The sequence below is a fragment of the Tistlia consotensis USBA 355 genome (assembly GCF_900177295.1).
In the GTDB taxonomy this organism is placed as follows: domain Bacteria; phylum Pseudomonadota; class Alphaproteobacteria; order Kiloniellales; family DSM-21159; genus Tistlia; species Tistlia consotensis.
Genome location: NZ_FWZX01000016.1, coordinates 38578 through 63858, shown reverse-complemented (window position 1 = coordinate 63858; position 25281 = coordinate 38578). Strand labels below are relative to the sequence as shown.

Genomic DNA, 25281 nt, shown 5'->3' with positions numbered 1-25281 from the left:
AGGGCCATGCGCTGGCTCGCAACCCTTTTCTTCGTCCTGGCGATGGCGCCGCTCGGAGCTGCGGCCGACCAGAACGATCCGCGCCTCGACGACCTGTTCAAGGAACTGAAGGAGGCCGGCGACCCGATCAACGCCCTGGGCATCCAGAACGCGATCTGGCAGCTCTGGCTGGAGACCGACGACGCCGAGGCCGAGACCGCGATGCAGTCGGGCATCGCCGCCCTGGATGCCCACGACTTCGAGGGGGCGCTGAAGATCTACGACCGGCTGGTCGAGCGCGCGCCCGCTTTCGCCGAGGCCTGGAACAAGCGGGCCACGGTCGAGTACCTGCTCGGCAAGTACCAGGAATCGCTGGCCGACATCGCGAAGACCCTGGCCCTGGAGCCCCGCCACTTCGGCGCGATCACCGGCCGCGGCCTGATCCAGCACGCCCTCGGCGACGACCTGTCGGCGATCAAGTCCTTCGAGGCGGCACTCAAGATCAACCCGAACCTGGTCTCGGTGCGCCAGAACCTCGAGGCGCTGAAGGCCCAGCAGAAGCCGATCTGAGTCGGCTCGCGCCGGCTCTCCGTGCCGACGGGAGCGGTCCGGAGCGCCGCGTCGTATGCCAGCCATGCTGGGCGCCGGGGCTGCGGCGGGCGCAGGATTCGGATAGAGCAGGGCGGCAACGAACGGTTGGATGAGGCGCGCCGGCCGCGGCTGCCGCCCGATCCGCCGGAGGGGAACGCTCCGCCTTGTCCGATGACCGACAGACCCTGGCCGGCTGCCTCTTCGCGGCCGCAGCCTACCTGACCTGGGGCTTCTCGCCCCTCTACTTCCGTACCGTGCTGTCGGTGCCGCCGGCGCAGATCCTGGCGCACCGCATCGTCTGGTCCCTGGTCCTGCTGCTTGTCATCGTCGCCCTGGCGCGCCGCTGGAGCGGCGTCGCCGCCTGCCTCCGGCAGCGCCGCACGCTGCTGCTGCTCGCCGGCTCGACCCTGCTGATCAGCGGCAACTGGTTCACCTTCATCTGGGCGATCGAGGCGCATCGCGTGCTCGAGGCCAGCCTCGGCTACTACATCAACCCGCTGTTCCTGACGCTGCTCGGCGTCGCCTTCCTGGGCGAGCGGCTGGGGCGCTGGCAATGGCTGGCGGTCCTGCTGGCGGGCCTCGGCGTCGCCAACCTGGCACTGCAGGCCGGGAGCTTTCCCTGGGTCTCGCTGGTGCTCGCCGGCTCGTTCGGCTTCTACGGGCTGCTGCGCAAGCTGACGCCGCTCGGCGCGGCCGACGGCCTGCTGCTGGAGACCGCGCTGCTGGCGCCGGTCGCGCTCGGCTTCCTGCTGTGGCTCGGCGCGTCGGGCGGCGGCGCCTGGGACTCGGCCGGCCTGGGCCTGAACCTGCTGCTGATGCTGTCCGGGCCGGTCACGGCGCTGCCGCTGGTGTTCTTCGCCAGCGCCGCCCGGCGGCTCAGCCTGACGGTCGTCGGCTTCTTCCAGTACTTCGCCCCGACCGTGCAGTTCCTGCTCGCCGTGCTGGTCTTCGGCGAGCGCTTCACCCAGGCGCATCTGGTGACCTTCCTGTGCATCTGGGCCGCGGTCGTGCTGTTCAGCGCGACGAGCTGGCAGCGCGCGCGCCGGCGCCGCCTGCTCGCGCAGTCGGTCGAGGAACCGGTCTAGGCGAAACGGCGCCGGCCGCGCTTCGGGCTAGCGCTCGATCCAGGCGATGCGCAGCACGTTGGTCGCGCCGGGGGTGCCGAAGGGCACGCCGGCGGTCACGACGATCTTGTCGCCGGGCTTGGCGAAGTCCTCGGCGACGGCGATCTTGCAGGCCTTCTGGACCATTTCCTGGAACGAGGTGACGTCGGCGGTCACGACGCAGTGGGCGCCCCACAGCAGGGCGAGCCGGCGCGCCGTCTCGCGCTTGGCGGTCAGGGTCAGGATCGAGACCTCGGGGCGCTCGCGCGCCGCCCGGATCGCGGTCGAGCCGCTGGTCGTGTAGGTCACGATCGCCGCCGCGCCGACCGTGTGGGCGACCTGGGAGGCGGCGGCCGAGATCGCGTCCGGCGCGGTCGCCTCGGGCTCGGGATGCAGCGCCGTGATGATCGGCCGGTAGGTCGGGTCCTGCTCGGTGCGGGCGATGATCCGGCTCATGAACTCGACCGACTCGACCGGATAGTGGCCGGCTGCCGACTCCGCCGACAGCATCACCGCGTCGGCGCCGTCGTAGATCGCCGTCGCGACGTCCGAGGCCTCGGCGCGGGTCGGGGTCGGCGAGTTGACCATCGAATCGAGCATCTGGGTCGCGACGATCACCGGCTTGCCGGCCAGGCGGCAGGCCCGGATGATCTCCTTCTGGCGGCCCGGCACCTCCTCCGGCGCCAGCTCGACGCCGAGGTCGCCGCGCGCCACCATGATGCCGTCGCAGAGCTCGACGATGCGCCCCAGGGTCTTCAGCGCCGCCGGCTTCTCGATCTTGGCCATGACCGCGGCGCGCCGCTTGACCAGGCTCTGCACCTCGGCGATGTCCTCGGGGCGCTGGACGAAGGACAGCGCGACCCAGTCGACGCCGAGCTTCAGGCCGAACTCCAGGTCGGTGCGGTCCTTGTCGGTCAGGGGCGAGATCGGCATCGTGATGCCGGGCACGTTGACGCCCTTGCGGTCGCTCAGGGGGCCGCCGACCACGACCTCGGTCTCGGCCCAGTCGGTGCCGTGCTCGCGCACCTCGAGGCGCAGCTTGCCGTCGTCGAGCAGGATCACCGTGCCGGCCGACAGCGCCGCGAAGATCTCAGGGTGCGGCAGCGGGGCCATGCCCTCGTCGCCTTCCTTGGCCTTCAGCTCCAGGCGGAAGCGCTGGCCGCGCTCCAGGCGGATCGGCCCGTCCTTGAACCGGCCGATGCGGATCTTCGGGCCCTGCAGGTCCTGGAGGATCGCGATCGGCCGCCTGAATTCCTTCTCCAGCGCGCGGATCACGTCGTAGCGCGCGCGGTGCTCCTCGTGGGCGCCGTGGCTGAAGTTCAGCCGGAAGACGTCGGCGCCGGCCAGGAACAGCGCACGAATCTCTTCCCGGCTGGTGCTCGACGGGCCGAGGGTCGCGACGATCTTCGCATTGCGATGGCGGCGCATGTCGGGTCTGCCTCCGATCTTCTTCCCGGTCTGGAACAGTGACTTAGGGTGCCGGCGTCACGTTACCAGAATGGCGCGGAAGTCGTTAACGTTGGTCCGGGTCGGGCCGGTGACGATCAGGTCGTCGAGCCCGGCGAAGAAGCGGTAGGCGTCGTTGGCGGCGAGCAGCGCCTTGGCGTCGAGGCCGCGGGCCGCGGCGCGGGCCAGGCTGTCGGGGCCCAGGCGGGCGCCGGCGTTGTCCTCGCTGCCGTCGATGCCGTCGGTGTCGCAGGCCAGGGCGTGGACTCCCTCCAGGCCCTCCAGCGCGACCGCGAGGGCCAGCAGGAACTCGGCGTTGCGGCCGCCGCGCCCGCCCTTCGCCTTGAGCGTCACCGTGGTCTCGCCACCCGACAGCAGCAGGCAGGGCGCCGCGGCCGGCTGGCCGAAGCGGCGCACCTGCTTGGCGATGCCGGCCATGACCCGGGCGACCTCGCGCGACTCGCCCTCGATGTCGGCGCCGAGGATCACCGGCAGGGCGCCGGCGGCGCGCGCGACTCCGGCCGCCGCCTCCAGCGAGTCCTGGGGCCGCGCGATCAGCCGGAAGGCGCTGCCGGCGAGCCGCGGGTCGTCCGGCTTCGGCGTCTCCTCGGCCGCGGCCTCCAGGTGCCGGCGCACCGCCGCGGGCGGCTCGATGCCGTACTTGGCCAGGATCGCCCGGGCGTCGGCGAAGCTGGTCGGGTCGCCGACGGTCGGCCCCGAGGCGATGGTCGCCGGGTCGTCGTCGGGCACGTCGGAGATCGCCAGCGTCACCACCCGGGCCGGGTGCGCGGCGGCGGCGAGGCGGCCGCCCTTGATCGCCGAGAGGTGCTTGCGCACGCAGTTCATCTCGTCGATCGCGGCGCCGCTGGCCAGCAGCGCCTTGTTGACCGCCTGCTTGTCGGCCAGCTCCAGGCCTTCCGCCGGCAGGGCGAGCAGGGCCGAGCCGCCGCCGGAGATCAGGCAGAGCAGCAGGTCGTCGGGACCGAGCCCGCGCGCCAGCTCGAGGATCCGCCGGGCGGCGTCGCGGCCGGCGGCGTCGGGCACCGGGTGCGAGGCCTCGACGACCTCGATGCGCCGGCAGGGCAGGCCGTGGCCGTAGCGGGTCACGACCAGGCCTTCGAGCGGGCCGGGCCAGGCCTGCTCCAGGGCGTGGGCCATGGCCGCGGCGGCCTTGCCGGCGCCGACCACGAGGGTGCGTCCGGCCGGCGGCTCGGGCAGCTGGGCGGCCAGCACCCGCGCCGGATCGGCGGCGGCGAGCGCGGCGCTGAAGGCGTCGTCGAGAAGCTTGCGGGCGTCCATGCCCGACTCTCTAGCATGGCCGCCGCCGCGCCGTCAGGGCTCAGGACTTGGCGGCCTGGCAGTCGCAGGTCTGCGGGTTGCAGAGGTTGGGGATCTGGGCATGGGCGATGACGCCGATGCCGCCGCCGCCGACTGGCGTGCGCAGGTTGATGTGGCCGCGCGCGACGCCGCCGCGCGCCGCGGTATCGACGCGGTTCGCGTTGATCCAGCCGAAGTTCTGATGACGCGTCACGGTCGGGTTGCGCGGATGGCCGAAGGTGTTGCCGGCACCGTAGGAGTAGGCGATGCGCGTGTTGGCCCAGGCCGGGCCGGCGCCCATCGGCGCCGGGATCGCCTGGTTGGTCGGCAGCCAGCCGCCGTGGTGGGTGCAGACCATCGCGGCCAGGGCGCCGCCGCCGTTGGCCGGGATGAAGTTGTAGCGCGCGTCGCCCGGCAGCAGCGTCGGCCCGGGCCCGGGATTGGCGGTGTCGTCGGCCAGCCAGGCGATGCCCGACTGGTTGCGGCCGGCGCCGGTGCAGCGCTGGATCGTGCCGACGTTGGTGACCACCGTGGTGCCGCCGGCCGGGTTCCAGACGGTCAGCGTGCCGTTGTTCTGGACGTCCTGGGCGAACTGCAGGTGGACGGCGCCGAGGTTCTGGTTCGGCACGATCCAGTGGTGCTGCTGGTACTGGGCATAGCGGTTGCGGTGTGCCGAGGCCCAGTGGTCCCAGTCCCAGTGCGACAGCACGACCGGCTGGGTGAAGAAGCGGCAGAAGGGATTGGGATTGGCGAGCGGCGTGAAGGGGTAGGTGCCGGTGTTGGCCAGGCAGCCGCCGCCCAGGTCGTAGTAGTAGCGCGGCCGTCCGGTGCCGTCGCAGACCGCGTTGGCGTTGCCCTGGCCGACGTCGTAGACGCCGACGACGACGCCGGGATTCGGCGTCCAGGCGTCGAGCAGCGCCTTCAGGTCCTCGTCGGAGATGCTCTTGGCGCCGGCCAGGCTGATGAATTGGGAGAGGAAGGCCTGGAGCTGTCCGCCGACCGGCGCGAAGCCGGTGATGTAGCGCGGCACGCCGCTGGCATCGTTGATGTCCTGATACTGCGTGACCGGGGTGCCCGGCGGCTCGTTGGCGAGGGTCACCTCGTACCAGGTGGTCTCGTCGAAGGGGTCGAGCCGGAACGGCAGGGCGGCCGGGTCGGCGAGCAGGGCGAAGATCGCCGGCTTGAGGGCGTCGGCGACCGCCAGGCCCTGCGAGCCCTGCCGGTGCGCGGCTTCGACGGAGCCGGCCTCGACGCCGTCGAGAAAGATCTCGAGCTGGCCCGTGCCCTCCCTCTCGTTGTCGTTGAGCTGCTCGAACTGCTGCAGCAGCGCGTAGAACCGGGTCGCCTGCTGGCTCAGGAAGCGGTCGCGCCGGCTCTCGTCGAACCAGGGGTTGTCGTCGAGCGGCCGCTTGGTGCCGCCGCCGCCCGAGGCCGTGGCGGTCTGCAGCGCGGCGATCGCCAGGTCGAGCTTGGCGAGCAGGGCGGCCAGGTTCTGCAGCAGCGTCCCGTCCGCGGCCTGCTGCTTGGCGGCGAGGCTCTTGTTGTTCTGGAAATCGAGGGCCGGGCCGTTCACGACGGTCAGGCGGTCGTTCTCGGCCGCCTTCTGGACCAGAACCTGGAGGCTGCCGAACTGCGCCTGGGCGATCGACATCTGGTCCAGGGCGAGCTGGGCGATCGCCTTGGCGGTCAGGCCGTTCGGCGCGACCGAGAGCTGGCCTTCGACCGTCGCGACCTGCCGGCCGAGCTCGCCGAGCAGCCCGTCGATCGCCGCCTGGTCCTTCGCGACGTGGAAGCCGTTGCTGGTGTCGGCGTAGAGCCTGGCGTAGACCGCGAACTGCTGCTGGTACACCCCGGTCATCGCGTCGCCTCCCGCCCTGCCGGCTTTGCAGGAGATCGACGCGACAGCCAGGACGTCGTGACGGCTCAGGCGCCGTCCGGGCGGGTCTCGCGCAGCCGCAGGCCGAGCAGCAGGCAGAGCGCCAGGCAGGCCGGCAGGACGCCGAGCGCGAGGCGGTAGTCCGCGGCGCCGTAGATCCGGGCGCCGGCGAGCAGCCGGCCGTCCCAGCCGAGGTCGAGCAGCCAGCCGACCAGCGGCTGGAACAGGGCGCCGCTGCCGACGATGACCGTGTTGGACAGGCCGAGCGCGCTGCCCGCGTCGTGGGCCGGGACGGTCTCGCGGGCCATCGCGTAGGCGATCGCCATGCTGCCGAGCCCGAGGCCGGAGAGGAAGAAGAGCAGCGGCAGCAGCGGCGCCGGCAGGCCGGGCAGGTAGAGCAGCGCGAGCAGGCCGGCGAGGCCGAGGCCGCCGCCGCAGAGCAGCGGCAGGCGACGCCGGCCGAGGCGGTCGGACAGCGTGCCGGCGAGCGGCGAGCCGACCGCCCAGCCGATCAGCAGCAGCGAGTTGGTCGCGGCCGCCTCCGGCCGCGAATAGCCGTGCAGATGCATCAGCCAGGGCACGCCCCAGAGGCCGGCGATGGTCAGCATCGGCCCGCTCATCGCGGCGCCGACCAGGGAGATCAGCCAGAGCTGGCGGTTGCCGGCGACGCGCAGGATGCCGCGCCAGGCGCCCTGGTGCGCCGGCCCCCGGCGCGGCGCCGCGCCGGCCCGGCCGCCGTCGCGCACGACCAGCCAGATGACCAGGGCCAGCAGCGCCCCTACGCCGGCCGCGCCGGTCATCACCGGCCGCCAGCCCACCCCGTCGACCAAGGCCGCCACCGGCGCCTGGCCGAGCACGCCGCCCAGCATCGAGACCATCATGGTCAGGCCGGCCAGCTGGCCGAAGCGCCGCGGCGGGAACCAGAGGGTCGCGAGCTTGAGCGCGCCGACGAAGCTGAAGCCCGCGCCGGCGCCGGCGACGAGCCGGCCGAGATAGGCCGTCTCGAGCGCGCCGGCGAGGCCGAAGGCGAGGCTGCCGAGGGCGCAGAGCCCGGCGCCCAGCGCCAGCATGCGGCGCGGGCCGAAGCGGTCGACCAGCAGGCCGACCGGCACCTGCATGCCGGCATAGGCATAGAAGTAGAAGGCCGAGAGGCCGCCGAGCAGGGCCCCGCCGACCCGGAAGTCGCGCATCAGCGCGTCGACCATGACGCTGGGCGCGAAGCGCTGGAAGAAGCCGAAGCAGCAGAGGGCGGCGCCGAGGCCCCAGCAGATCCAGGGCAGCAGCGCCGGCGCGGCGCCCGTCCCGCGCGCCGCCGGCAAGCTCAGCCTGCCTGGATCACGCGTGCCGCTCGGCCAGCACGCGCGGAGCCGCGCGCGCGATCGTCGGCTCGATGTCGTGGTGGCGCGACAGCACGGTGTCCAGGTGGTGGCGCATGGCCCGTGCGGCGGCGTCCGGATCGTGCGCCTCGATCGCCCGGTAGATCGTCCGGTGCTGCTCCAGGAAGCGCCGGTCGTCGCTCTCCGAGACGTAGAGCTCGTTGCGCGTGTGCGCGAACATCTTCTCCAGGATCTCGCCGAGCACCGACATCAGGTGCAGGTAGACCGCGCTGCCCGAGGCCTTGGCGATGGCCAGGTGGAAGGCGTGGTCGTCGGTGGCGCGGTAGCGCGCCGGCCGCGCGGGATCGGCCATGGTCTCCAGGGCCTGGGCGATGTCGCGCAGGCGCCGCGCGTCGGCCCGCTCGGCGGCGCGGCGGGCGGCCCAGATCTCGAGGTTCGCGCGGATCTCGGCGAGGTCGCTGAGGTTCTCGTCGCTGGCCCGGACCAGCTCGGTCAGGCCGGCGTCGATCGGGTTCGCCGAGGCGACGACCCGCGTGCCGCCGCCCTGGACCGCGCTGACGAAGCCCTGGGTCTTGAGCTGCTGCAGCGCGGCGCGCACCGAGACCCGGCTGACGTCCATCATCTCGGCCAGCTGGCGCTCGCCGGGCAGGCGCTCGCCGGGCGCCAGCTCGCCGGACGCGATCAGCCGCAGGATCTCCTGGGCGACGCGGTCGGAGACGCGCTCGCGCTGGATCGAGTGGAAGCGCGGATCGTTGGCCAGCGGCGCGGTGCGGGGCATCCTGCAGCCTCCGGCGCCGGGGCGCCGGCCTCCCTTGGGCTCTGGTCCTGTGGTACGACCAGCGGCACCGTGCCCAGCCGGGCCGCGGAGCGTCAAGCCTGAGGCCTGCACGGCTGCGCCGCGCCAGCGGCATGGCCTGCCGGCGGGGGGCCCCGGCTGGTCGCCGAAAGGCCCTTGGGTGCCCGGTGCGGGGCGCGCTATACCTCGCTGCCAGGACCTTCACTCGGCAGGCGGGAGTATGTCATGAGCAGCGTCACGGCCGGCGACTGGACCGGCGTCTTTCCGGCGGTCACCACCCAGTTCGCCTCCGACGAGACGATCGACCTGGAGGCCAGCCAGGCCCACGTCCGGACCCTGGTCGAGGCCGGCGTCGACGGCCTGATCATGCTCGGCACCCTGGGCGAGGCGACGACCATGGAGCCGGAGGAGAAGCGCGAGGTGATCCGCGCGACCCTGGAGGCCGTCGACGGCCGCGTGCCGGTGCTGGCCGGTGTCGCCGAGAACTCGACGCGGGCTGCCTGCCGCTTCGCCGCGGACATGCAGGCCCTCGGCTGCAGCGGCCTGATGGTGCTGCCGGCGATGATCTACAAGGCCGACGCCGGCGAGGCGATGGCGCACTTCCGCGCCGTCGCCCGGGCCAGCGACCTGCCGATCATGGTCTACAACAACCCCGTGACCTACGGCGTCGACGTCACGCCGGAGATGTTCGCCGAGCTCGCCGACGAGGAGACGCTGATCGCGATCAAGGAGAGCTCCGACGATCCGCGCCGGATCACCGACATCGTCAACGCGGTCGGCGACCGCTTCACCCTGTTCTGCGGCGTCGACGACCTGGCCCTGGAGACGGCGCTGCTCGGCACCAGCGGCTGGGTCGCCGGGCTGGTCAACGCCTTCCCGGAGGAGAGCGTGCGGCTCTGGCGGCTGATCCGCGAGGAGCGCTGGGCCGAGGCCCGTGCGCTCTACCGCTGGTTCACCCCGCTGCTGCACCTCGACGTGCACAGCAAGCTGGTCCAGTACATCAAGCTGGCCCAGGCGCTCTGCGGCCACGGCAGCGAGACGGTGCGCGCGCCGCGCCGCAAGCTCGAGGGCGCCGAGCGGGCGCGCGTGACGGCGATCGTCCAGGCGGGGCTCGACGCACGGCCGAAGCTCGCCGCGGAGTAGCCGTGGCGTCATCCCCTGCCCCCCGAGGGGCCGCCGCGCGCGAGCCCCGGGACCGGGCGCTGTTGGAGCAGGCGGTCGCGCTGGCCGGCTGCTGCGAGCCGTCGCAGACAGCCTATTCCGTCGGCTCGGTGATCGCCGATGCCGCCGGCCGCGTGCTGGCGACCGGGTTCAGCCGCGAGCTGGGGCCGGCCTGGCACGCCGAGGAGGTCGCGCTGCACAAGGCGCGGCAGGCCGGCCTCGATCTCGCCGACGCGACGATCTACGCCTCGATGGAGCCCTGCGGCCTGCGCCTGTCCGGCCGCAAGCCCTGCGCCGACCACATCCTGGAGGCCGGCATCCGCCGGGTCGTGCTGGCCCTGCGCGAGCCGCCGAAGTTCGTCGAGAACGAGGCCATCGACCGCCTCCAGCGCTTCGGCGTCGCGATCGTCGAGATCCCCGAGCTGGCCGAGGCCGCCCGCCTGCCCAACCGCCACCTGCTGGGCGGCGGGTAGGAGCGGGCCGCTCCCCCTCAGACCAGCTGGAAGCCGTGGGCGAAGGGGTCGCGCTCGTCGACGAAGAGGGTGTTGAGGCCGGTGATGCGGGCCCAGCCCTCGATCGAGGGCACGATGGCGGCCTTGTCGCCCAGGCGCGTCTCCTCCTCGACCCGGCCGCGGAACAGGCTGCCGATGATCGACTCGTGGACGAAGTCGTCGCCGGCCGCGAGGCGGCCCTTGGCGTGGAGCTGGGCCATGCGCGCAGAGGTGCCGGTGCCGCAGGGGCTGCGGTCGATCGCCTTGTCGCCGTAGAACACGGCGTTGCGGGCGTGGGCGCCGTCCTGCGTCGGCTTTCCCGTCCACATGACATGGCTGACGCCGCGGATCGTCGGGTCCTCGGGATGGGCGACCTCGACGGCTTCGTTGACCGCCCGGCGCAGCAGCGGCGAAAGGCGCAGCACCTCGCCCGGCGTGATCGTCTCCAGCCCGCCGAAGCGCTCCTGCGGCTCGACGATGGCGTAGAAGTTGCCGCCGTAGGCGATGTCCAGGGTCAGCGGGCCGAGCGTCGGGCAGTCGACGGTCAGGCCCTCGACCGCGAGATAGGAGCGCACGTTGGTGATGCGCACCGCCTCGACGAAGCCGCGGTCGTCGCGCCGGTAGCGCGCCAGCACCCGGCCGGCCGGCGCGTCGAGCCGCAGCAGGCCCTCCTCGGCCGGCTGGACCAGGCCGCGCTCGATGGCGAAGGTCACCGTGCCGATCGTGCCGTGGCCGCACATCGGCAGGCAGCCCGAGGTCTCGATGAACAGGATCGCGACGTCGCAGTCGGGCCGGGTCGGCGGGTAGAGGATCGAGCCCGACATCATGTCGTGGCCGCGCGGCTCGAACATCAGGGCCGTGCGGATCCAGTCGTAGCGCTTCAGGAAGTCCTGGCGCTTCTCGCTCATGCTGGCGCCGGCCAGTGCCGGCCCGCCGCCGGCGACCAGCCGCACGGGGTTGCCGCAGGTGTGCCCGTCGATGCAGAAGAAGGTGTTGGGTCTGGTCTCCATGGACAGCGATCTAGGCCCGTCGCCCGCCGCCGGTCAACGGCTGCGGAAGCAGGGGGGCGCTGCGCATGGCCGATAGGTCCGAGGGCTGGATGTTCGAGGCGCCCGGCGGGGCGGAGACCGGGCGGGACGGCCGGCTGTTCGCGCCGGCCGCCGCGCGCAACGCAGCCCCGCTGGCCGCCGTGCTGGAGCGCCTGCTGCCCGGCGAGGCGACGGTGCTGGAGCTGGCCAGCGGCAGCGGCCAGCACGCGGTCTACCTCGCCGAGCGCTTCCCCTGGATGACCTGGCAGCCGAGCGACGCGGACCCGGCGGCGCGTGCCTCGATCGAGGCCTGGCGGGCGGCGGCGGGCCTGGGCAATCTCAGGCCGGTCCTGGCGCTCGATGCCGCCGCGCCGGGCTGGGCGGCGGAGCTGGCGCCGGTCTCGGCGGTGCTCTGCCTCAACATGATCCACATCGCGCCCTGGGAGGCCTGCCTGGGCCTGCTGGCCGGTGCCGCGACCCTGCTGCCCGAGGGCGGGCCGCTGATCCTCTACGGTCCGTTCCGGCGCGCCGGGATCGCGACCGCGCCGAGCAACGAGGCCTTCGACCGCAGCCTGCGCGGCCGCGACCGGCGCTGGGGCCTGCGCTCGCTCGAGGCCGTCGCCGAGGCGGCTCTGGCGCAGGGCCTTGAGCTCGCCGAGATCATCGAGATGCCGGCCAACAACCTGACCGTGGCGCTCCGCCGATCCGCCGATTCCGCCGCGCACGGCGAGGCCCTATAGTCGCCCGCCATGTCCGAGCGAACCGATCCCTCCGCCTTCGAGCCGCGTCTCGCCGACCTGCTGCGCGGCTGCCCGCCCGAGCCGGGCCTGCTGGCGCGCGACGAGCCGCCGCCCTTCGCCTTCTGCAACCTCGGCGGCGCGGCGCCGCTGATCCTGACCTGCGACCACGCCAGCAACCGGCTGCCGCGCGCGCTCGGCCAGCTCGGCCTGGAGCGCGCCGAGCTGGCCCGGCACATCGCCTGGGACATCGGCGCGGCCGAGGTGACGCGCCGCCTGGCGCCGCTGCTCGACGCGCCGGCCGTGCTGTCCGGCTTCTCGCGCCTGATCATCGATCCCAACCGCCGCTTCGGCGTCGCGAACTCGGTGCCGGAGGAGAGCGACGGCACGGCGGTGCCGGCCAACCGCGATCTCGATGCGGCGGCCCTGGCGCTGCGCCGCAACGGCCTGTTCATGCCCTACCACGGCGCGGTCGCGCGGCTGATCGAGGCGGTCCTGGCCTCCGGGCGGACGCCGGCGCTGCTGTTCATGCACTCCTTCACGCCGGTCATGGAGGGCTTCGAGCGGCCCTGGGAGATCGGCGTGCTCTGGGACCGCGACCCGCGTCTCGCGGTGCCGCTGATCCGCGGGCTCAGGGCCAGGGGCCTCACGGTCGGCGACAACGAGCCCTATTCCGGCGCCTCGCCGGTCGACTACTCGCTGCACGCCCATGCCGAGGCGCGCCGCCTGCCGGCCGCGCTGATCGAGATCCGCCAGGACCTGATCGACACCGCCGCCGGCGCCGAGCGCTGGGCGCAGCTGCTCGCCGAGGTCGTCGGCCCGCTGCTCGAGGACCCGGCGGTGTTCCGCGAGGCCCAGCTCGCCGGCCGCCCTGCCGGCGGAGGCCGCCCATGACCCGTGCCGAGCCCCCCTTCACCATCGGCATCGAGGAGGAGTACCTGCTGGTCGACCGGCAGAGCCGGGAGCTGGTCGTCGATCCGCCCGACAGCCTGCTGAGCCGCTGCGAGGCCGAGCTCGAGGGCCACGTCAGCCCGGAGTTCCTGCAGTCGCAGATCGAGGTCGGCACCAGCAAGTGCGACGGCCTGGGCCAGGCCTGCGGCGAGATCCGCAGCTTCCGGCGCGGCGTCGCGCGGGTCGCGCGGGAATACGGCCTGGCGCCGATCGCCGCCTCGACCCATCCCTTCGCGAGCTGGGACCTGCAGAAGCACACCGACAAGGAGCGCTACAACGTGCTGGCCCGCGACATCCAGGCGCCGGCGCGCCGCCTGGTGATCTGCGGCATGCACGTCCACGTCGGGCTCGACGACGACGACCTGCGCATCGACCTCTTGAGCCAGGTCGCCTACTTCCTGCCGCACCTGCTGGCGCTCTCGACCTCCTCGCCCTTCTGGCGCGGCCAGGACAGCGGCCTCAAGTCCTACCGCCTGGCGGTCTTCGACGAGCTGCCGCGCACCGGCCTGCCGGAGCACTTCGATTCCTGGGGCGAATACCAGCGCCACATCCGGGTGCTGGTCGATGCCGGCCTCTTCGAGGACGCCTCGAAGCTGTGGTGGGACGTGCGGCCCTCGGCGCGTTTCCCGACCCTGGAGCTGCGCATTCCCGACGTCTGCACGACGGTCAGGGACGGTTTCGCCGTGGCCGCCATCTATCTCTGCCTGCTGCGCATGCTCTGGCGGCTCAAGCGCGACAACCAGCGCTGGCGCCGCTACTCGAACCTGCTGGTCAACGAGAACCGCTGGCGCGCGCAGCGCTACGGCTTCGATTCGGGCCTGGTCGACTTCGGCCGCGGCGAGATCGTGCCCTATCCCGAGCTGCTCGAGGAGATCGTCGCCCTCACCGCCACCGACGCCGAGCACTTCGGCTGCCGGGCGGAGATCGAGTGGGCGCGCGAGATCGTGCGGCGCGGCACCAGCGCGCACCGCCAGCTCGCGGCCTATCGCGCCGCCCGCGACGCCGGCGCCGCGCCGCGCGAGGCGCTGAACGCGGTCGTCGACTTCCTGATCGAGGAGACGGTTGCGGGCCTCGACGAGCCGACCGATATCTAGCGGGAGTTCCGCCGGCCGGCGCCGGCCGAGCCAGGCACAACGCTTGCGGAGGACGAGATGGACAGCAAGACAGAGACCGAGCTCGAGGCGGCCGCCTTCCGTCGGCTGGTCGAGCACCTGCGCGAGCGCAGCGACGTGCAGAACATCGACCTGATGAACCTGGCCGGCTTCTGCCGCAACTGCCTGTCGCGCTGGTACCAGGAGGCGGCCAGCGAGCGCGGCCTGGCGCTGGACAAGGAGCAGGCGCGCGAGATCGTCTACGGCATGCCCTACGAGGAGTGGCGGGCGAAGCACCAGACCGAGGCGACGGCGGAACAGAAGGCGGCCTTCGCGAAGAGCCACGTCCACGGCGGCTGAGCCGCCCCGTCGCGGCGCGGCCGAGTTATCCCCACAATCCCGGCTTTCCCGGCGTTGCCCTGGCGCTGGGGGCGGGCTAGCGTCTGGCCGCTGGAATCCAATTTACTACCCGGGAGTGCATAATGTCCGACATCGGCGGCGTCGCGGCCGAACGGTTGCGTTCGTTCATCGAGCGTATCGAGCGTCTGGAAGAAGAAAAGGCTGCGTTGGCGAACGATGTTCGTGAAGTCTATTCGGAAGCAAAATCTGCCGGTTTTGATACTAAAATCATGCGGCAGGTGATCAAGCTGCGGAAGATGGATCAAAACGACCGCCAGGAGCAGGAAGCGTTACTTGATCTTTACAAGGCTGCGGTCGGCCTTACGGAATAATATTAACCATTATGGAATGTTTACACATGGAGGTCTTATCCTGACTTGACGCCGGTCGAATAGATGTCAATATTCCCGTCATGCGGGAGGCATGGAATGGCGCTTGAGCGGGTCGTCGTTTCCGGGAATCCGGAGGTCTCCGCCACCGGTTTCGGTGCGGCCCAGATCGCCAACCCCCTGCTCCGGGATCTCTATCTCTATTGGGCCGACAAGTGGCACGGGCCCTACATGCCGACGCGTGCCGACATCGATCCGCTGGACATGCCCGCGCTGCTGCCGATGATCTATCTGGTGGATGTCGAGCGGCAGCCCCTGCGATTCCGCTTCCGCCTGGTCGGGACGCGCGTGGTCTCCTGGTTCGGCCGCGACATGACGGGGCAGTACGTCGAGGAGGCCCAGGTCTGGCGCTACCGGGAGGTCGCGGAGACCGGCCGGGCGTCCTACGACCGCCTCTACGCGCCGAACAAGCAGGGCCGCCACGGCTCCTACCAGTGCCTGCTGATGCCGCTGGCCGGCGAGAACGGCAGCGTCGAGATGCTGCTCGGCGGCATGCAGCCGACGCCCTCGCTGATCTGACGCCTCTTCCGATCGGGACCCGACAGAGCCGCCGCCGGCCGTAGCCGGCGGCGGTCGGTGTCGCGTGCTATTCCGCCGCGGTCTTCTGGGCCGCAGGGTTGCGGAAGGCCTCGAGCAGCGCCGTCCAGCGCGCCCGGCCCTTGGCCAGGCTGGCCTCCTTGATGTGGCCGTAGCCGCGGATCTGGTCGGGAACCGAGGCCAGCTCGACGGCGATCGCGTGGTTCTCCGGCGTCAGGCCGGCGGCCAGATCGTCGACCAGCGCCAGGTAGTCGTCGCGCAGGGCGCGCTCGGCCTTGCGCTCGGCGGTCCGGCCGAAGGGATCGAGGGCCGTGCCGCGCAGCCCCTTCATGCGGGTCAGCAGGCGGAAGGCCGTGAAGATCCAGGGGCCGTACTCGCGCTTCTTGAGGTGGCCGCTGCGCGGGTCGCGGTCGGCCAGCAGCGGCGGCGCCAGGTGCAGCTTGACCTTGAAGTCGCCGCTGAACTGGTTGCGCAGCTTGGCCTCGAACTCGGGGTCGCTGTAGAGCCGCGCGACCTCGTACTCGTCCTTGTAGGCCATGACCTTGAAGGCGTAGCGGGCGACCGCCTCGGCGAGGCCGGTCATGCCCGGGGTGCGCTCGGCCTCGGCCTTGCGCGCACTGGCCACGGCCGCGAGGTAGCGCTCGGCGTAGGCCGCGTCCTGGTAGCCGACCAGGAACGCGCGGCGCCGCTCGACCAGCTCGTCCAGGCTCCGGCTGAGCGTGTGGGTGGCCGGCGCCGACTCCGGCAGGGCCAGCCTGGCGACCGCCGGCAGGTCCTCGGCGGCACGGCGGCCCCAGAGGAAGGCCTGCTTGTTGAAGGCCACGGCGACGCCGTTCATCTCGATCGCCTTGTCGATCGAGTCGCGGCTGATCGGCACCAGGCCCTTCTGCCAGGCGAAGCCGAGCATGAAGAGGTTGCTGGCGATCGAGTCGCCGAGCAGGCCGGTGGCGATCCGGCTGGCCGAGACGAAGTCCGCGGCATCCTTGCCGACCGCCTCGGCGATCAGGTCCTCGAGCGGCTGCTTCGGGAAGCGGTAGTCGGTCGAGTGGCGGGTGAAGTCGCCGGTGATCGACTCCTGGTCGTTGACGATCGCCCGGGTGTGGCCCTCGCGGACCTTCGACAGGGTGTCGGCCGCCGCCGCCACGACCAGGTCGCAGCCGAGCAGCAGGTCGGCGCCGCCCGCCGAGATGCGCACGGCGTGGAGATCCTCCGGCCGCCGGGCGATGCGGATGTGGCTCAGCACCGCACCGCCCTTCTGGGCGAGGCCGGCCATGTCGAGCACCGAGCAGCCCTTGCCCTCGATGTGCGCGGCCATGCCGAGCAGGGCGCCGATCGTCACGACGCCGGTGCCGCCGACGCCGGTGACCAGGATACCGTAGGGCTCGTCGAGGCCCGGCAGCGTCGGCTCGGGCAGCACCGGCCAGGGGCGCCCGGAGTCCTTGCCGGCGGCCGGCTCGACCGCCTTCGACTTGTGCAGCTTGGCGCCCTCGACCGTGACGAAGGAGGGACAGAAGCCCTTGAGGCAGGAGAAGTCCTTGTTGCAGGACGACTGGTCGATCGCCCGCTTGGTGCCGAACTCGGTCTCGACCGGCACGACCGAGACGCAGTTCGACTGGACCGAGCAGTCGCCGCAGCCCTCGCAGACCGCATCGTTGACGAAGACCCGGCGATCGGGGTCGGGGAAGGTGCCGCGCTTGCGCCGGCGCCGCTTCTCGGCCGCGCAGGTCTGGTCGTAGATCAGTACCGTCGTGCCCTCGAGCTCGCGCAGGTCGCGCTGGATCTCGTCGAGGTCGTCGCGGTGGCGCACCGAGCTGGGACCGCCCCACTCGACGCCGAGCGGGTACTTGTCCGGCTCGTCGGAGACGACGACGACGCGCTTGACGCCCTCGGCCCAGACCTGGCGGCTGATCGCCGCCGGATCGAGCGGGCCGTCGTGCGGCTGACCGCCGGTCATTGCGACCGCGTCGTTGAACAGGATCTTGTAGGTGATGTTGACCTTGGCCGCGACCGCTTGGCGGATCGCCAGCAGGCCGGAGTGGAAGTAGGTGCCGTCGCCCAGGTTGACGAAGACGTGCTTCGTCGTGCTGAAGGGCGCCTGGCCGACCCAGGGCACGCCCTCGCCGCCCATCTGGGTGAAGGTCTGGGTGTTGCGGTCCATCCACTGGACCATGTAGTGGCAGCCGATGCCGGCCATGGCGCGGCTGCCCTCGGGCACCCGGGTCGAGGTGTTGTGCGGGCAGCCCGAGCAGAAGTGCGGCACGCGCTTCATCGGCGCCGCGGCGCGCGACAGCGCCTGCTCCTTCTCGTCGAGGAACTTGAGGCGCGCCTCGATCGCCTCGGTGGTCCGGCCGTGGCGCTTCAGCAGGCGGCCGATCGACCGGGCGATCATCGCCGGGGTCAGCTCGCCGTAGGACGGCAGCAGGGTCTGGCCGGCCTCGTCGGGATAGTCGCGGTCGAACTTGCCGACGATGCGCGGGCGCTTGTCGGTGTGCCAGTTGTAGAGCTGCTCTTTCAGCTGGTTCTCGATGACCGCGCGCTTCTCCTCGACGACCAGGACCTCGTCCAGGCCCTCGCAGAAGCTGCGCACGCCCGACGGCTCGAGCGGCCAGGGCATCGCCACCTTGTAGACCGACAGGCCCAGGCGCTGCGCCTCGGCCTCGTCGATGTGCAGGTCGTCGAGCGCCTGCCGGACGTCCAGGTAGGACTTGCCGACCGTGACGATGCCGACCGCCCGGCTCGGGCCGTCGATGACCGCCTTGTCGAGCTTGTTGGCGCGGGCGAAGGCGCGCGCCGCGTAGATCTTGTAGCGGTGGTGGCGCTCCTCCTGCTCCAGGATGTCGAGCGCGCCGTTCCAGCGCAGGTTCAGCCCGCCCTCGGGCATCTCGAAGTCCTCGGGCAGGACGGTCTCGATGCGGTGCGGGTCGATGTAGCAGGAGGCGGTCGCGTCGACCGTCTCCGTGACCGTCTTGAAGCCGACCCAGCAGCCCGAGTAGCGGCTCATCGCCCAGCCGTAGAGGCCGAGGTCGAGGAACTCCTGGACGCCGGCCGGGCTGAGCACCGGGATCAGGGCGTCCATGAAGGTGTATTCGCACTGGTGCGCGGTGGTCGAGGACTTGGCGGCATGGTCGTCGCCGGCCAGCAGCAGCACGCCGCCGTGCTTCGACGAGCCGGCGAAGTTGCCGTGGCGGAACACGTCGCCGGAGCGGTCGACGCCGGGGCCCTTGCCGTACCAGATCGAGTAGATGCCGTCGTAGCGGCAGTCGCCGAAGATCGACGCCTGCTGGGTGCCCCAGACCGCGGTCGCGGCCAGGTCCTCGTTGACGCCCGGCTGGAAGTGGATGTGGTTGTCCTTGAGGTAGCGCCGCGCCTTCCAGAGCTGCTGGTCGAAGCCGCCGAGCGGCGAGCCGCGATAGCCGGAGATGAAGCCGGCGGTGTTCAGGCCGGCGGCCTGGTCGCGGTGGCGCTGCATCATCGGCAGGCGCACCAGCGCCTGGGTGCCGGTCAGGAAGATCCGACCGGACTCGAGCGTGTACTTGTCGTCGAGGCTGACTGCGGCGTCGGGCATGGTTTCCTTGTTCTCCCTTTCCGGTCGGCCGCCTTCGCCGGGCGGGCCGTCCGTCGTGCCGGGCGCTCCGCGACCGCTGCGGCCGGCGCCTTCTTGCTCTTGGGGTCCCGGCGGGACCCGGGCCTGCACCGCGTCCCATCCGGCAGCCTACACCCTGCGGTCGCGCCGGTCAGCGCGGGCAGGGGGCTTTGCTGTCGAGGTGGGGCTCGATGCCTGCGGAAAAAAGGTAACTAATACTGACCTATTTGTCCAGAGGGCAAGCCGGCACCGCGGCGTCGCGCCCGCGGCAAAAAGCGTGCGGCGCGGCCGTCCACTGGCTATAACCGCGGCTCGCGCTGCGCATTCCTCGATTGCCTGGAAACGATGACCGTTCTCGTCACCGGAGCCGCCGGCTTCATCGGCTCGCACATGACTCGCGCCCTGCTCGACCGGGGCCGGACGGTCCTCGGCGTCGACAACCTCAACAGCTACTACGATCCGGCGCTGAAGCGGGCGCGTCTGGCCAGGCTCGAAGGCGTGCCGGGCTTCCGCTTCCAGGCGCTGGAGCTGGGCGACACCGGGGCCGTCGCCGCGCTGTTCCGCGCCCATCCCGAGATCGAGCAGGTGCTGCACCTTGCCGCCCAGGCCGGCGTGCGCTACTCGCTGACCCATCCTTTCAGCTATGTCGAGTCGAACGTCACCGGCCACCTCGCGGTCCTGGAGGGTGCCAAGGCGCTGCCGCGGCTGAGCCACCTGGTCTACGCCAGCTCCTCGTCGGTCTACGGCGCCAACGAGAAGCAGCCCTTCTCCGAGGCCGACCGGGTCGACACGCCGGTCTCGGTCTACGCCGCGACCAAGCGGGCCGGCGAGCTGCTGTCGGAGACCTATGCCCGGCTGTTCGGCATCCCGCAGACCGGCCTGCGCTTCTTCACGGTCTACGGTCCCTGGGGCCGGCCCGACATGGCCTACTGGGGCTTCACCGAGAAGATCCTGAGCGGCCAGCCGATCGAGCTGTTCAACGGCGGCGACATGCGCCGCGACTTCACCTACATCGACGACGTCGTCGGCGCCGTGCTGGCGGCGCTCGACCGGCCGCCGGGCGCCGAGGCGCCGCCGCACCGGGTCTACAACATCGGCAACGAGCGACCCGAGCCGCTGCGCCGCTTCCTCGAGGTGCTGGAGCGCCACTGCGGCCGGCCGGCGCGGATCGTCGAGAAGCCGATGCAGCCCGGCGAGGTCAAGGAGACCTTCGCCGACATTGCGGCCGCGCGCCGCGACCTCGGCTTCGAGCCGGCGACGACGATCGACGAGGGCCTCGGCCGATTCGTCGCCTGGTTCCGCGAGTGGCGCGGCCTGTGAGGCCGGGCCGGGCGATCGGCCGGGCCGCCGAAAAATTTATTTCGCTGATCGTGAACTGACCCTTAAGTCTTCGCGTATATGATGTCCTGGCGCGGGCACGGCCAGAGGACGGCGCGAGGTGCGGGGATTGGTGTCCATCGGAGTCGGTCGGGAACGCTTTCCCAGCGCCCTCGTGGTCGAGGCGAGCGCCGGTCAGGCGCGCTTTACCTCCGACCTGATGCGCGGCATGGGCTTCGACCACGTCTGGGTCGGCGTCGACAGTGCCACGGCCTTCGCCGACCTGCACGAGCTGACGCCCGACCTGCTGATCCTCGCCGTCGACGTCGAGCCGCTCGATGGCCTGGCGCTGGCCCGCACGATCCGCTCGGCAGCGCAGCCGGCGATCCGGAACGTGCCGATCATCTTCCTCACGCCCCACGCCACCGAGCCGCAGGTCAGCGAGGTCCGTGCGATCCGGCGCAGCGCCCTGCTGGTCAAGCCGCCGAGCCCCGAGAGCCTGCGCAACCACATCGCGATGCTGATGCGTACCGGCAAGCCCGGCACGAGCGGCGCCAGCCCGGTTCGCGCCGTCCCCTGACCGCGACCCCCTGACCGCGACCCCCTGACCGCGATCCCAAGACCGCGATCCCCTGGCCGCCGCCGCTCCAGGCGCTCAGCCGTAGAGGCTCTCGATCAGCGCGCCGTAGTGCTGGCGCACGACGTGCCGGCGCACCTTCAGGCTCGGCGTCATCATCTGGTTCTCGATCGAGAAGGGCTCGGGCAGGATCGCGAAGCGCCGGATCCGCTCCAGGCCGCTGACCTCGCGGTTGACCCGGTCGACCGCCTCGCCGACCGCCTTGCGCAGCGCCTCGTCGCGGCTGAGCTCGGCCAGGTCGTCGCGCTTGCCGTTGGCCGCGGCCCAGTCGCGCAGCCAGTCCGGGTCCGGCACGATGAGCCCGACCAGGTGGGGCCGCTTGTCCCCGAAGACCATGGCCTGACCGACCTCCGGCTGCAGGGTCAGGAAGCCCTCGACGCGCGCCGGCGAGACGTTGTCGCCGCCGGACAGCACGACGATGTCCTTCTTGCGGTCGGTGATCATCAGGTAGCCCTGCTCGTCGAGCCGCCCGATGTCGCCGGTGTAGAGCCAGCCGTCGCGCAGCACCGCCGCCGTCGCCTCGGGCTGGTTCCAGTAGCCCTTCATGACCAGCTCGCCGCGCACCAGGATCTCGCCGTCCTCGGCGATCCTCAGCTCGACCCCCTCCAGGGCCGGGCCGACGGTGTGCATGCGGTAGGCGAAGGGCCGGTTGCAGGAGATCACCGGCGCCGCCTCGGTCTGGCCGTAGCCCTGCAGCAGGCGCACGCCGAGCGCGACGAAGAACAGCCCGACGTCGGGATTGAGCGGGCCGCCGCCGGAGACCATGCCTTTCAGGCGCCCGCCGAAGCGCTCGCGCACCTTGCTGCGCACCAGCTTCTCGCAGAGCAGGTCGAGCAGCCGCTCGCCGGGCCCGAGGCTGCGCGCGTCGTGGTAGCGCTTGCGGCCGAGCCGCTCGGCGCTGTGGAACAGCCAGCGCTTGAGCGGCGACTGCTTGTCGACGCCGCGCAGGATGCGCGCCTGCATGGTTTCGTAGAGCCGCGGCACCGCGGTCATGATCGTCGGCTTCGCCTCGACCATGTTGCGGCCGAGCTGCTCGACGCCCTCGGCGTAGTAGATCTGCGCCCCGATGGTCACCGGGAAGACCATGCCGCAGGTGAACTCGTAGGAATGCGAGAGCGGCAGGAAGCAGAGGAAGACCTCGTCGCCCAGGCCGAACTCGCGAAGCAGGTCGAAGGCGCCCATGCAGTTGCACAGGATGTTGCCGTGGCTGAGCATCACGCCCTTGGGCGTGCCGCCGGTGCCCGAGGTGTAGATGAAGCAGCAGATCTCGTCGCGCGGCGCGACCGCCGCGACGGCTTCGAGGTCCTCCTCGACCGTGCTGCCCAGGCCCTCGACCTCGGCTCAGTCGTAGCCGGCGATGTCGTGCGGCGCCAGGCCGGCGTTCGCGGGCAGGGGATCCAGGCCGACCGCGATGCGGCAGCTGCCGACCTCGACGAGCGCGGGCAGCAGGCGCTCGGCCAGCGCCGCGCCGGTCACCAGGGCGGCCTTGGCGCCGCTGTCGCGCAGCACGTGGGCGTGGTCGCGCTGCGTGTTGGTCGTATAGGCCGGCACCACGATCGCGCGGGCCGCCATGATCGCGAAGGTCGCGATGAAGAACTCGGGCCGGTTCTCGGAGACCAGCAGCACGCGGTCGCCGGGAGCGACGCCGAGCGCCCGGAGGCCACGCGCCAGGTCCCGGACCCGGCCGGCGACCTCGCGCCAGCTCAGCGGCCGGTAGCTGCCGTCGCTCTTGGTCCAGAGCAGCGGCTTGTCGCCCAGGCGGGCGGCCTGCTCGAAGAACAGCGCCGGCAGGTTGCGGACGGCGAGATAGTCGTGTGCGGCCTCCAAGGCGGCGTGCCTCCCCCGATGCAGCGGCCTGCGGGGGCGCTCCGGCGAGTCCTCCGCGGGGCCGCTTCTTTCTTTGGCGAGCAGCGGAATGCGGCCTATATGCGGGAAGGTCAAGCGAAAGGAGCAGCATGAGCGACGCCGCGAAGAGCAAGGCAGCCGACGATCTGGGCCGGCTGCCCGAGTGGGACCTCGCCGACCTCTACGGCGGACCGGACGCGCCGGCCATCGAGCAGGACCTCGCGACGGCGCGCGAACGCGCCGGCAGGCTGCGCAAGAATTGCGCCGGGCGGCTTGCGGCGCTGAGCGGTGCCGAGCTCGGCACCGCGCTCGCCGACTACGAGGCGATCGACGAGATCCTCTCGAAGCTGATGAGCTACGCCCAGCTGGTCTATGCCGGCGACATGAGCGACCCGCGCAACGGCCGCTTCTACCAGCGCATCCACGAGGCGGTCAGCACGATCGCCGCCGAGCTGATCTTCTTCACCCTGGAGCTCAACGAGATCGAGGACCAGGCGCTCGAGCAGAAGCTGAAGGACCCGCTGCTGGCGCGCTACCGGCCCTGGATCCGCGACAGCCGCGCCTTCCGGCCCTATCAGCTCGAGGAGAAGCTGGAGCGCCTGCTGCACGACAAGCAGGTCGCCGGCTCGGCCGCCTGGACCCGCCTGTTCGACGAGACCATGGCCGGCCTGCGCTTCCGCCTCGACGGCGAGGAGCTGACCTCGATGCAGGTCCTCAACCGCATGAGCGAGCCCGACCGGGCGCTGCGCCAGCGGGCCGGCGAAGCCTTCGCGGCCGGCCTGAGGCAGCGCCTGCCGCTGTTCTCCCTGGTCACCAACACGCTGGCCAAGGACAAGCAGATCGAGGACTCCTGGCGCGGCCTTCCGCGGCCGGTCTCCTCGCGCAACCTCGCCAACCGGGTCGAGGACGAGGTCGTCGACGCCCTGGTCGGGGCGGTCGTCGAGTCCTATCCGCAGCTCTCGCACCGCTACTACGCCTTGAAGGCGAAGTGGCTGGGCCTCGAGAAGCTCTCCTACTGGGACCGCAACGCGCCGCTGCCGACCAGCGACGAGCGCGAGGTGCCCTGGGAGGAGGCGCAGCGGACCGTGCTGACCGCCTATGCGGACTTCTCCGAGGACCTGGCCGCGGTCGGCCGGCGCTTCTTCGAGCGGCCCTGGATCGACGCGCCGGCGCGGCCCGGCAAGCAGTCGGGCGCCTTCGCGCACCCGACCGTGCCGAGCGCGCACCCCTATCTGCTGCTCAACTACCAGGGCAAGCTGCGCGACGTCATGACCCTGGCCCACGAGCTCGGCCACGGCTGCCACCAGGTGCTGGCCGGCGGCCAGGGCCACCTGCTGGCCGGGACGCCCCTGACCCTGGCCGAGACCGCCAGCGTGTTCGGCGAGATGCTGACCTTCCGGCGCCTGCTGAAGCAGACGAGCGAGCCGGCCAGGCGCAAGGCGATGCTGGCCGGCAAGGTCGAGGACATGCTCAACACCGTGGTCCGGCAGATCGCCTTCCACCGCTTCGAGACCCAGGTCCACGACCGGCGGCACGAGGGCGAGCTGCTGTCCGACGAGCTGGCCGAGATCTGGATGGCGACCCAGACGGAGGCGCTGGGCCCGGCCTTCGGCTTCAACGAGGACTACCGGGTCTACTGGGCCTACATCCCGCACTTCGTCCACTCGCCCTTCTACGTCTATGCCTACGCCTTCGGCGACTGCCTGGTGAACTCGCTCTACGCGGTCTACCAGGAGGCCGAGGCCGGCTTCGCCGAGAAGTACCTGGACATGCTCAGGGCCGGCGGCTCGAAGCGGCACCGGGAGCTGCTCGCGCCCTTCGGCCTCGACGCCTCGGACCCGGCCTTCTGGAAGAAGGGCCTGTCGGTCGTTTCCGGCCTGATCGACGAGCTGGAGCAGCTCGACTAGAACACGGACACGCGGCCGGTCCCGGGCCGGGGCCGGCCGGCGAAGGACGCCCGGCTGCTGCTGGCGACGGCCGAGGCCGGGTCAGCCGCCGCGAGCATCGGGCAGCTCCCTCGCTGTCCGCAACGCCGGCTGCGTGCCTCCGCCTCGACGCTGGGTCGTCGGTCGCGGGGCCGGGCTCACGAGGCCGGCGGGCGCGGTCGGTGACCAGAAGGATGCCGTCCGGCCGCGCTCATCCCGTCGAGCGCGGCGCGCGCCTTCGTGCCCGGCGCATTGCCCTCCGCCTGGTCGAGCTCGGGGACCATGACGCCGAACAGCTCGACCGGAACCGCTCGATCCCGGCCCCGGAGGAGGGCATCGAGCCGCGGCTCGTCCTGATGAAGGCCGAACCCGAACCATCGCTCCGTACCGCTGCGTCCGAGCGGCTGCCCCGTCAGGATGCCGCCGTCGGAAAGCGTGCGACCGGCGGGCAGCTGCGTGACGCCTGCGCAGCCGTCGGCCCCTGCCCGGGCCGGCAGGCCCACGACCGCGGCGGCCCCGCGCAGCAAGACCGCCCCGGCAACGGCCATCATCTGCGCCGTCGTCACCGTGAGGCGATGACCGGCGTACAATTCTTGCGTCAGTTTACTGATGTGAATACCCGCCATATGCATGCGTTCGCTTGCGGTGAGGCAGATTTACGATAGAATATCTGCCAAGAAAAAAAACTATAGATCGTTTCCGGTCCGCTGAAATTTGGGCGGTCGGCGAGGGGCGCCAGGGACAA

At 71.7% G+C, this 25281-nt stretch carries 22 protein-coding genes and 1 pseudogene; 13 read left to right on the top strand and 10 right to left on the bottom strand.

What is annotated here, in order from left to right:
• Window positions 1-6: 6 nt before the first annotated feature.
• Together B9O00_RS18375 and rarD are read left to right on the top strand one after the other, a co-directional pair.
• A complete protein-coding gene (locus B9O00_RS18375; protein WP_085124162.1) occupies window positions 7-549 on the top strand; it encodes a tetratricopeptide repeat protein in 543 nt (180 codons plus the stop codon).
• A gap of 185 nt (window positions 550-734) precedes the next feature.
• The gene (rarD, locus tag B9O00_RS18370) at window positions 735-1655 is read left to right on the top strand and encodes an EamA family transporter RarD (protein ID WP_085124161.1); all 921 of its coding nucleotides are present in this window, start codon (window positions 735-737) and stop codon (window positions 1653-1655) included.
• Window positions 1656-1682: 27 nt separating this feature from the next.
• Here the strand turns inward: rarD and pyk are convergent, their stop codons facing one another.
• The 5 genes from pyk to B9O00_RS18345 form a co-directional block, all read right to left on the bottom strand.
• Window positions 1683-3101, bottom strand: a complete 1419-nt coding sequence (gene pyk / locus B9O00_RS18365; protein ID WP_085124160.1) for a pyruvate kinase — start codon at window positions 3099-3101, stop codon at window positions 1683-1685.
• 57 nt (window positions 3102-3158) lie between these two features.
• The gene (locus B9O00_RS18360; protein WP_085124159.1) at window positions 3159-4418 is read right to left on the bottom strand and encodes a glycerate kinase type-2 family protein; all 1260 of its coding nucleotides are present in this window, start codon (window positions 4416-4418) and stop codon (window positions 3159-3161) included.
• Window positions 4419-4458: 40 nt separating this feature from the next.
• Window positions 4459-6294, bottom strand: coding sequence for a hypothetical protein (locus B9O00_RS18355; protein WP_085124158.1), 1836 nt, complete (start codon window positions 6292-6294; stop codon window positions 4459-4461).
• A gap of 65 nt (window positions 6295-6359) precedes the next feature.
• Window positions 6360-7631, bottom strand: a complete 1272-nt coding sequence (locus B9O00_RS18350; RefSeq protein ID WP_085124157.1) for an MFS transporter — start codon at window positions 7629-7631, stop codon at window positions 6360-6362.
• Window positions 7632-7647: 16 nt separating this feature from the next.
• Window positions 7648-8427, bottom strand: a complete 780-nt coding sequence (locus tag B9O00_RS18345) for a FadR/GntR family transcriptional regulator (protein WP_085124156.1) — start codon at window positions 8425-8427, stop codon at window positions 7648-7650.
• A 243-nt stretch (window positions 8428-8670) separates the two neighbouring features.
• On the opposite strand from B9O00_RS18345, the gene B9O00_RS33525 reads away from it, so the two are divergent.
• Both B9O00_RS33525 and B9O00_RS33520 read left to right on the top strand, forming a co-directional pair.
• Window positions 8671-9588: a dihydrodipicolinate synthase family protein gene (locus tag B9O00_RS33525; protein WP_085124155.1), complete on the top strand. Its 918-nt coding sequence runs from the start codon at window positions 8671-8673 to the stop codon at window positions 9586-9588.
• Window positions 9589-9650: 62 nt separating this feature from the next.
• Window positions 9651-10079, top strand: coding sequence for a cytidine/deoxycytidylate deaminase family protein (locus B9O00_RS33520; protein ID WP_200808560.1), 429 nt, complete (start codon window positions 9651-9653; stop codon window positions 10077-10079).
• A gap of 17 nt (window positions 10080-10096) precedes the next feature.
• On the opposite strand, the gene B9O00_RS18330 is transcribed toward B9O00_RS33520, so the two are convergent.
• The gene (locus B9O00_RS18330; protein ID WP_085124153.1) at window positions 10097-11107 is read right to left on the bottom strand and encodes a 4-hydroxyproline epimerase; all 1011 of its coding nucleotides are present in this window, start codon (window positions 11105-11107) and stop codon (window positions 10097-10099) included.
• Window positions 11108-11172: 65 nt separating this feature from the next.
• On the opposite strand from B9O00_RS18330, the gene B9O00_RS18325 reads away from it, so the two are divergent.
• From B9O00_RS18325 to B9O00_RS18300, 6 genes are all read left to right on the top strand, one after another.
• Entirely contained in the window at window positions 11173-11865 is a 693-nt protein-coding gene (locus tag B9O00_RS18325) for a DUF938 domain-containing protein (protein ID WP_085124152.1), read from the top strand.
• Between the two features lie 9 nt (window positions 11866-11874).
• Complete coding sequence (locus B9O00_RS18320) at window positions 11875-12756, top strand: N-formylglutamate amidohydrolase (protein WP_085124151.1); 882 nt, start codon at window positions 11875-11877, stop codon at window positions 12754-12756.
• Window positions 12753-13907, top strand: coding sequence for a carboxylate-amine ligase (locus B9O00_RS18315; protein WP_085124150.1), 1155 nt, complete (start codon window positions 12753-12755; stop codon window positions 13905-13907). Before B9O00_RS18320 ends, B9O00_RS18315 begins: the two co-directional genes overlap by 4 nt.
• A gap of 57 nt (window positions 13908-13964) precedes the next feature.
• Entirely contained in the window at window positions 13965-14264 is a 300-nt protein-coding gene (locus B9O00_RS18310; protein ID WP_085124149.1) for a DUF1244 domain-containing protein, read from the top strand.
• Window positions 14265-14386: 122 nt separating this feature from the next.
• Window positions 14387-14635: a DUF2312 domain-containing protein gene (locus B9O00_RS18305; RefSeq protein ID WP_085124148.1), complete on the top strand. Its 249-nt coding sequence runs from the start codon at window positions 14387-14389 to the stop codon at window positions 14633-14635.
• A gap of 96 nt (window positions 14636-14731) precedes the next feature.
• Entirely contained in the window at window positions 14732-15211 is a 480-nt protein-coding gene (locus B9O00_RS18300; RefSeq protein WP_159460253.1) for a PAS domain-containing protein, read from the top strand.
• Window positions 15212-15278: 67 nt separating this feature from the next.
• Here B9O00_RS18300 and B9O00_RS18295 read toward each other — a convergent pair whose 3' ends face one another.
• The gene (locus B9O00_RS18295) at window positions 15279-18794 is read right to left on the bottom strand and encodes an indolepyruvate ferredoxin oxidoreductase family protein (RefSeq protein WP_085124146.1); all 3516 of its coding nucleotides are present in this window, start codon (window positions 18792-18794) and stop codon (window positions 15279-15281) included.
• A 363-nt stretch (window positions 18795-19157) separates the two neighbouring features.
• On the opposite strand from B9O00_RS18295, the gene B9O00_RS18290 reads away from it, so the two are divergent.
• Together B9O00_RS18290 and B9O00_RS18285 are read left to right on the top strand one after the other, a co-directional pair.
• Window positions 19158-20132, top strand: coding sequence for an NAD-dependent epimerase/dehydratase family protein (locus tag B9O00_RS18290; protein ID WP_085124145.1), 975 nt, complete (start codon window positions 19158-19160; stop codon window positions 20130-20132).
• Between the two features lie 130 nt (window positions 20133-20262).
• The gene (locus B9O00_RS18285) at window positions 20263-20709 is read left to right on the top strand and encodes a response regulator (RefSeq protein ID WP_159460252.1); all 447 of its coding nucleotides are present in this window, start codon (window positions 20263-20265) and stop codon (window positions 20707-20709) included.
• A 75-nt stretch (window positions 20710-20784) separates the two neighbouring features.
• On the opposite strand, the gene B9O00_RS34355 is transcribed toward B9O00_RS18285, so the two are convergent.
• Window positions 20785-21210, bottom strand: a complete 426-nt coding sequence (locus tag B9O00_RS34355; RefSeq protein ID WP_437123445.1) for a hypothetical protein — start codon at window positions 21208-21210, stop codon at window positions 20785-20787.
• A gap of 99 nt (window positions 21211-21309) precedes the next feature.
• Window positions 21310-22593: pseudogene (locus B9O00_RS18280) on the bottom strand (AMP-dependent synthetase/ligase); the annotation flags it as partial.
• A 128-nt stretch (window positions 22594-22721) separates the two neighbouring features.
• On the opposite strand from B9O00_RS18280, the gene B9O00_RS18275 reads away from it, so the two are divergent.
• Window positions 22722-24518 carry a M3 family oligoendopeptidase gene (locus B9O00_RS18275; RefSeq protein WP_085124143.1) on the top strand — a complete coding sequence of 599 codons (1797 nt, stop codon included), beginning with the start codon at window positions 22722-22724 and terminating at the stop codon, window positions 24516-24518.
• A gap of 176 nt (window positions 24519-24694) precedes the next feature.
• Here B9O00_RS18275 and B9O00_RS18270 read toward each other — a convergent pair whose 3' ends face one another.
• On the bottom strand, window positions 24695-25162 hold the full coding sequence (locus tag B9O00_RS18270) for a hypothetical protein (protein WP_085124142.1): 468 nt from the start codon (window positions 25160-25162) through the stop codon (window positions 24695-24697).
• Between the last annotated feature and the right edge of the window lie 119 nt (window positions 25163-25281).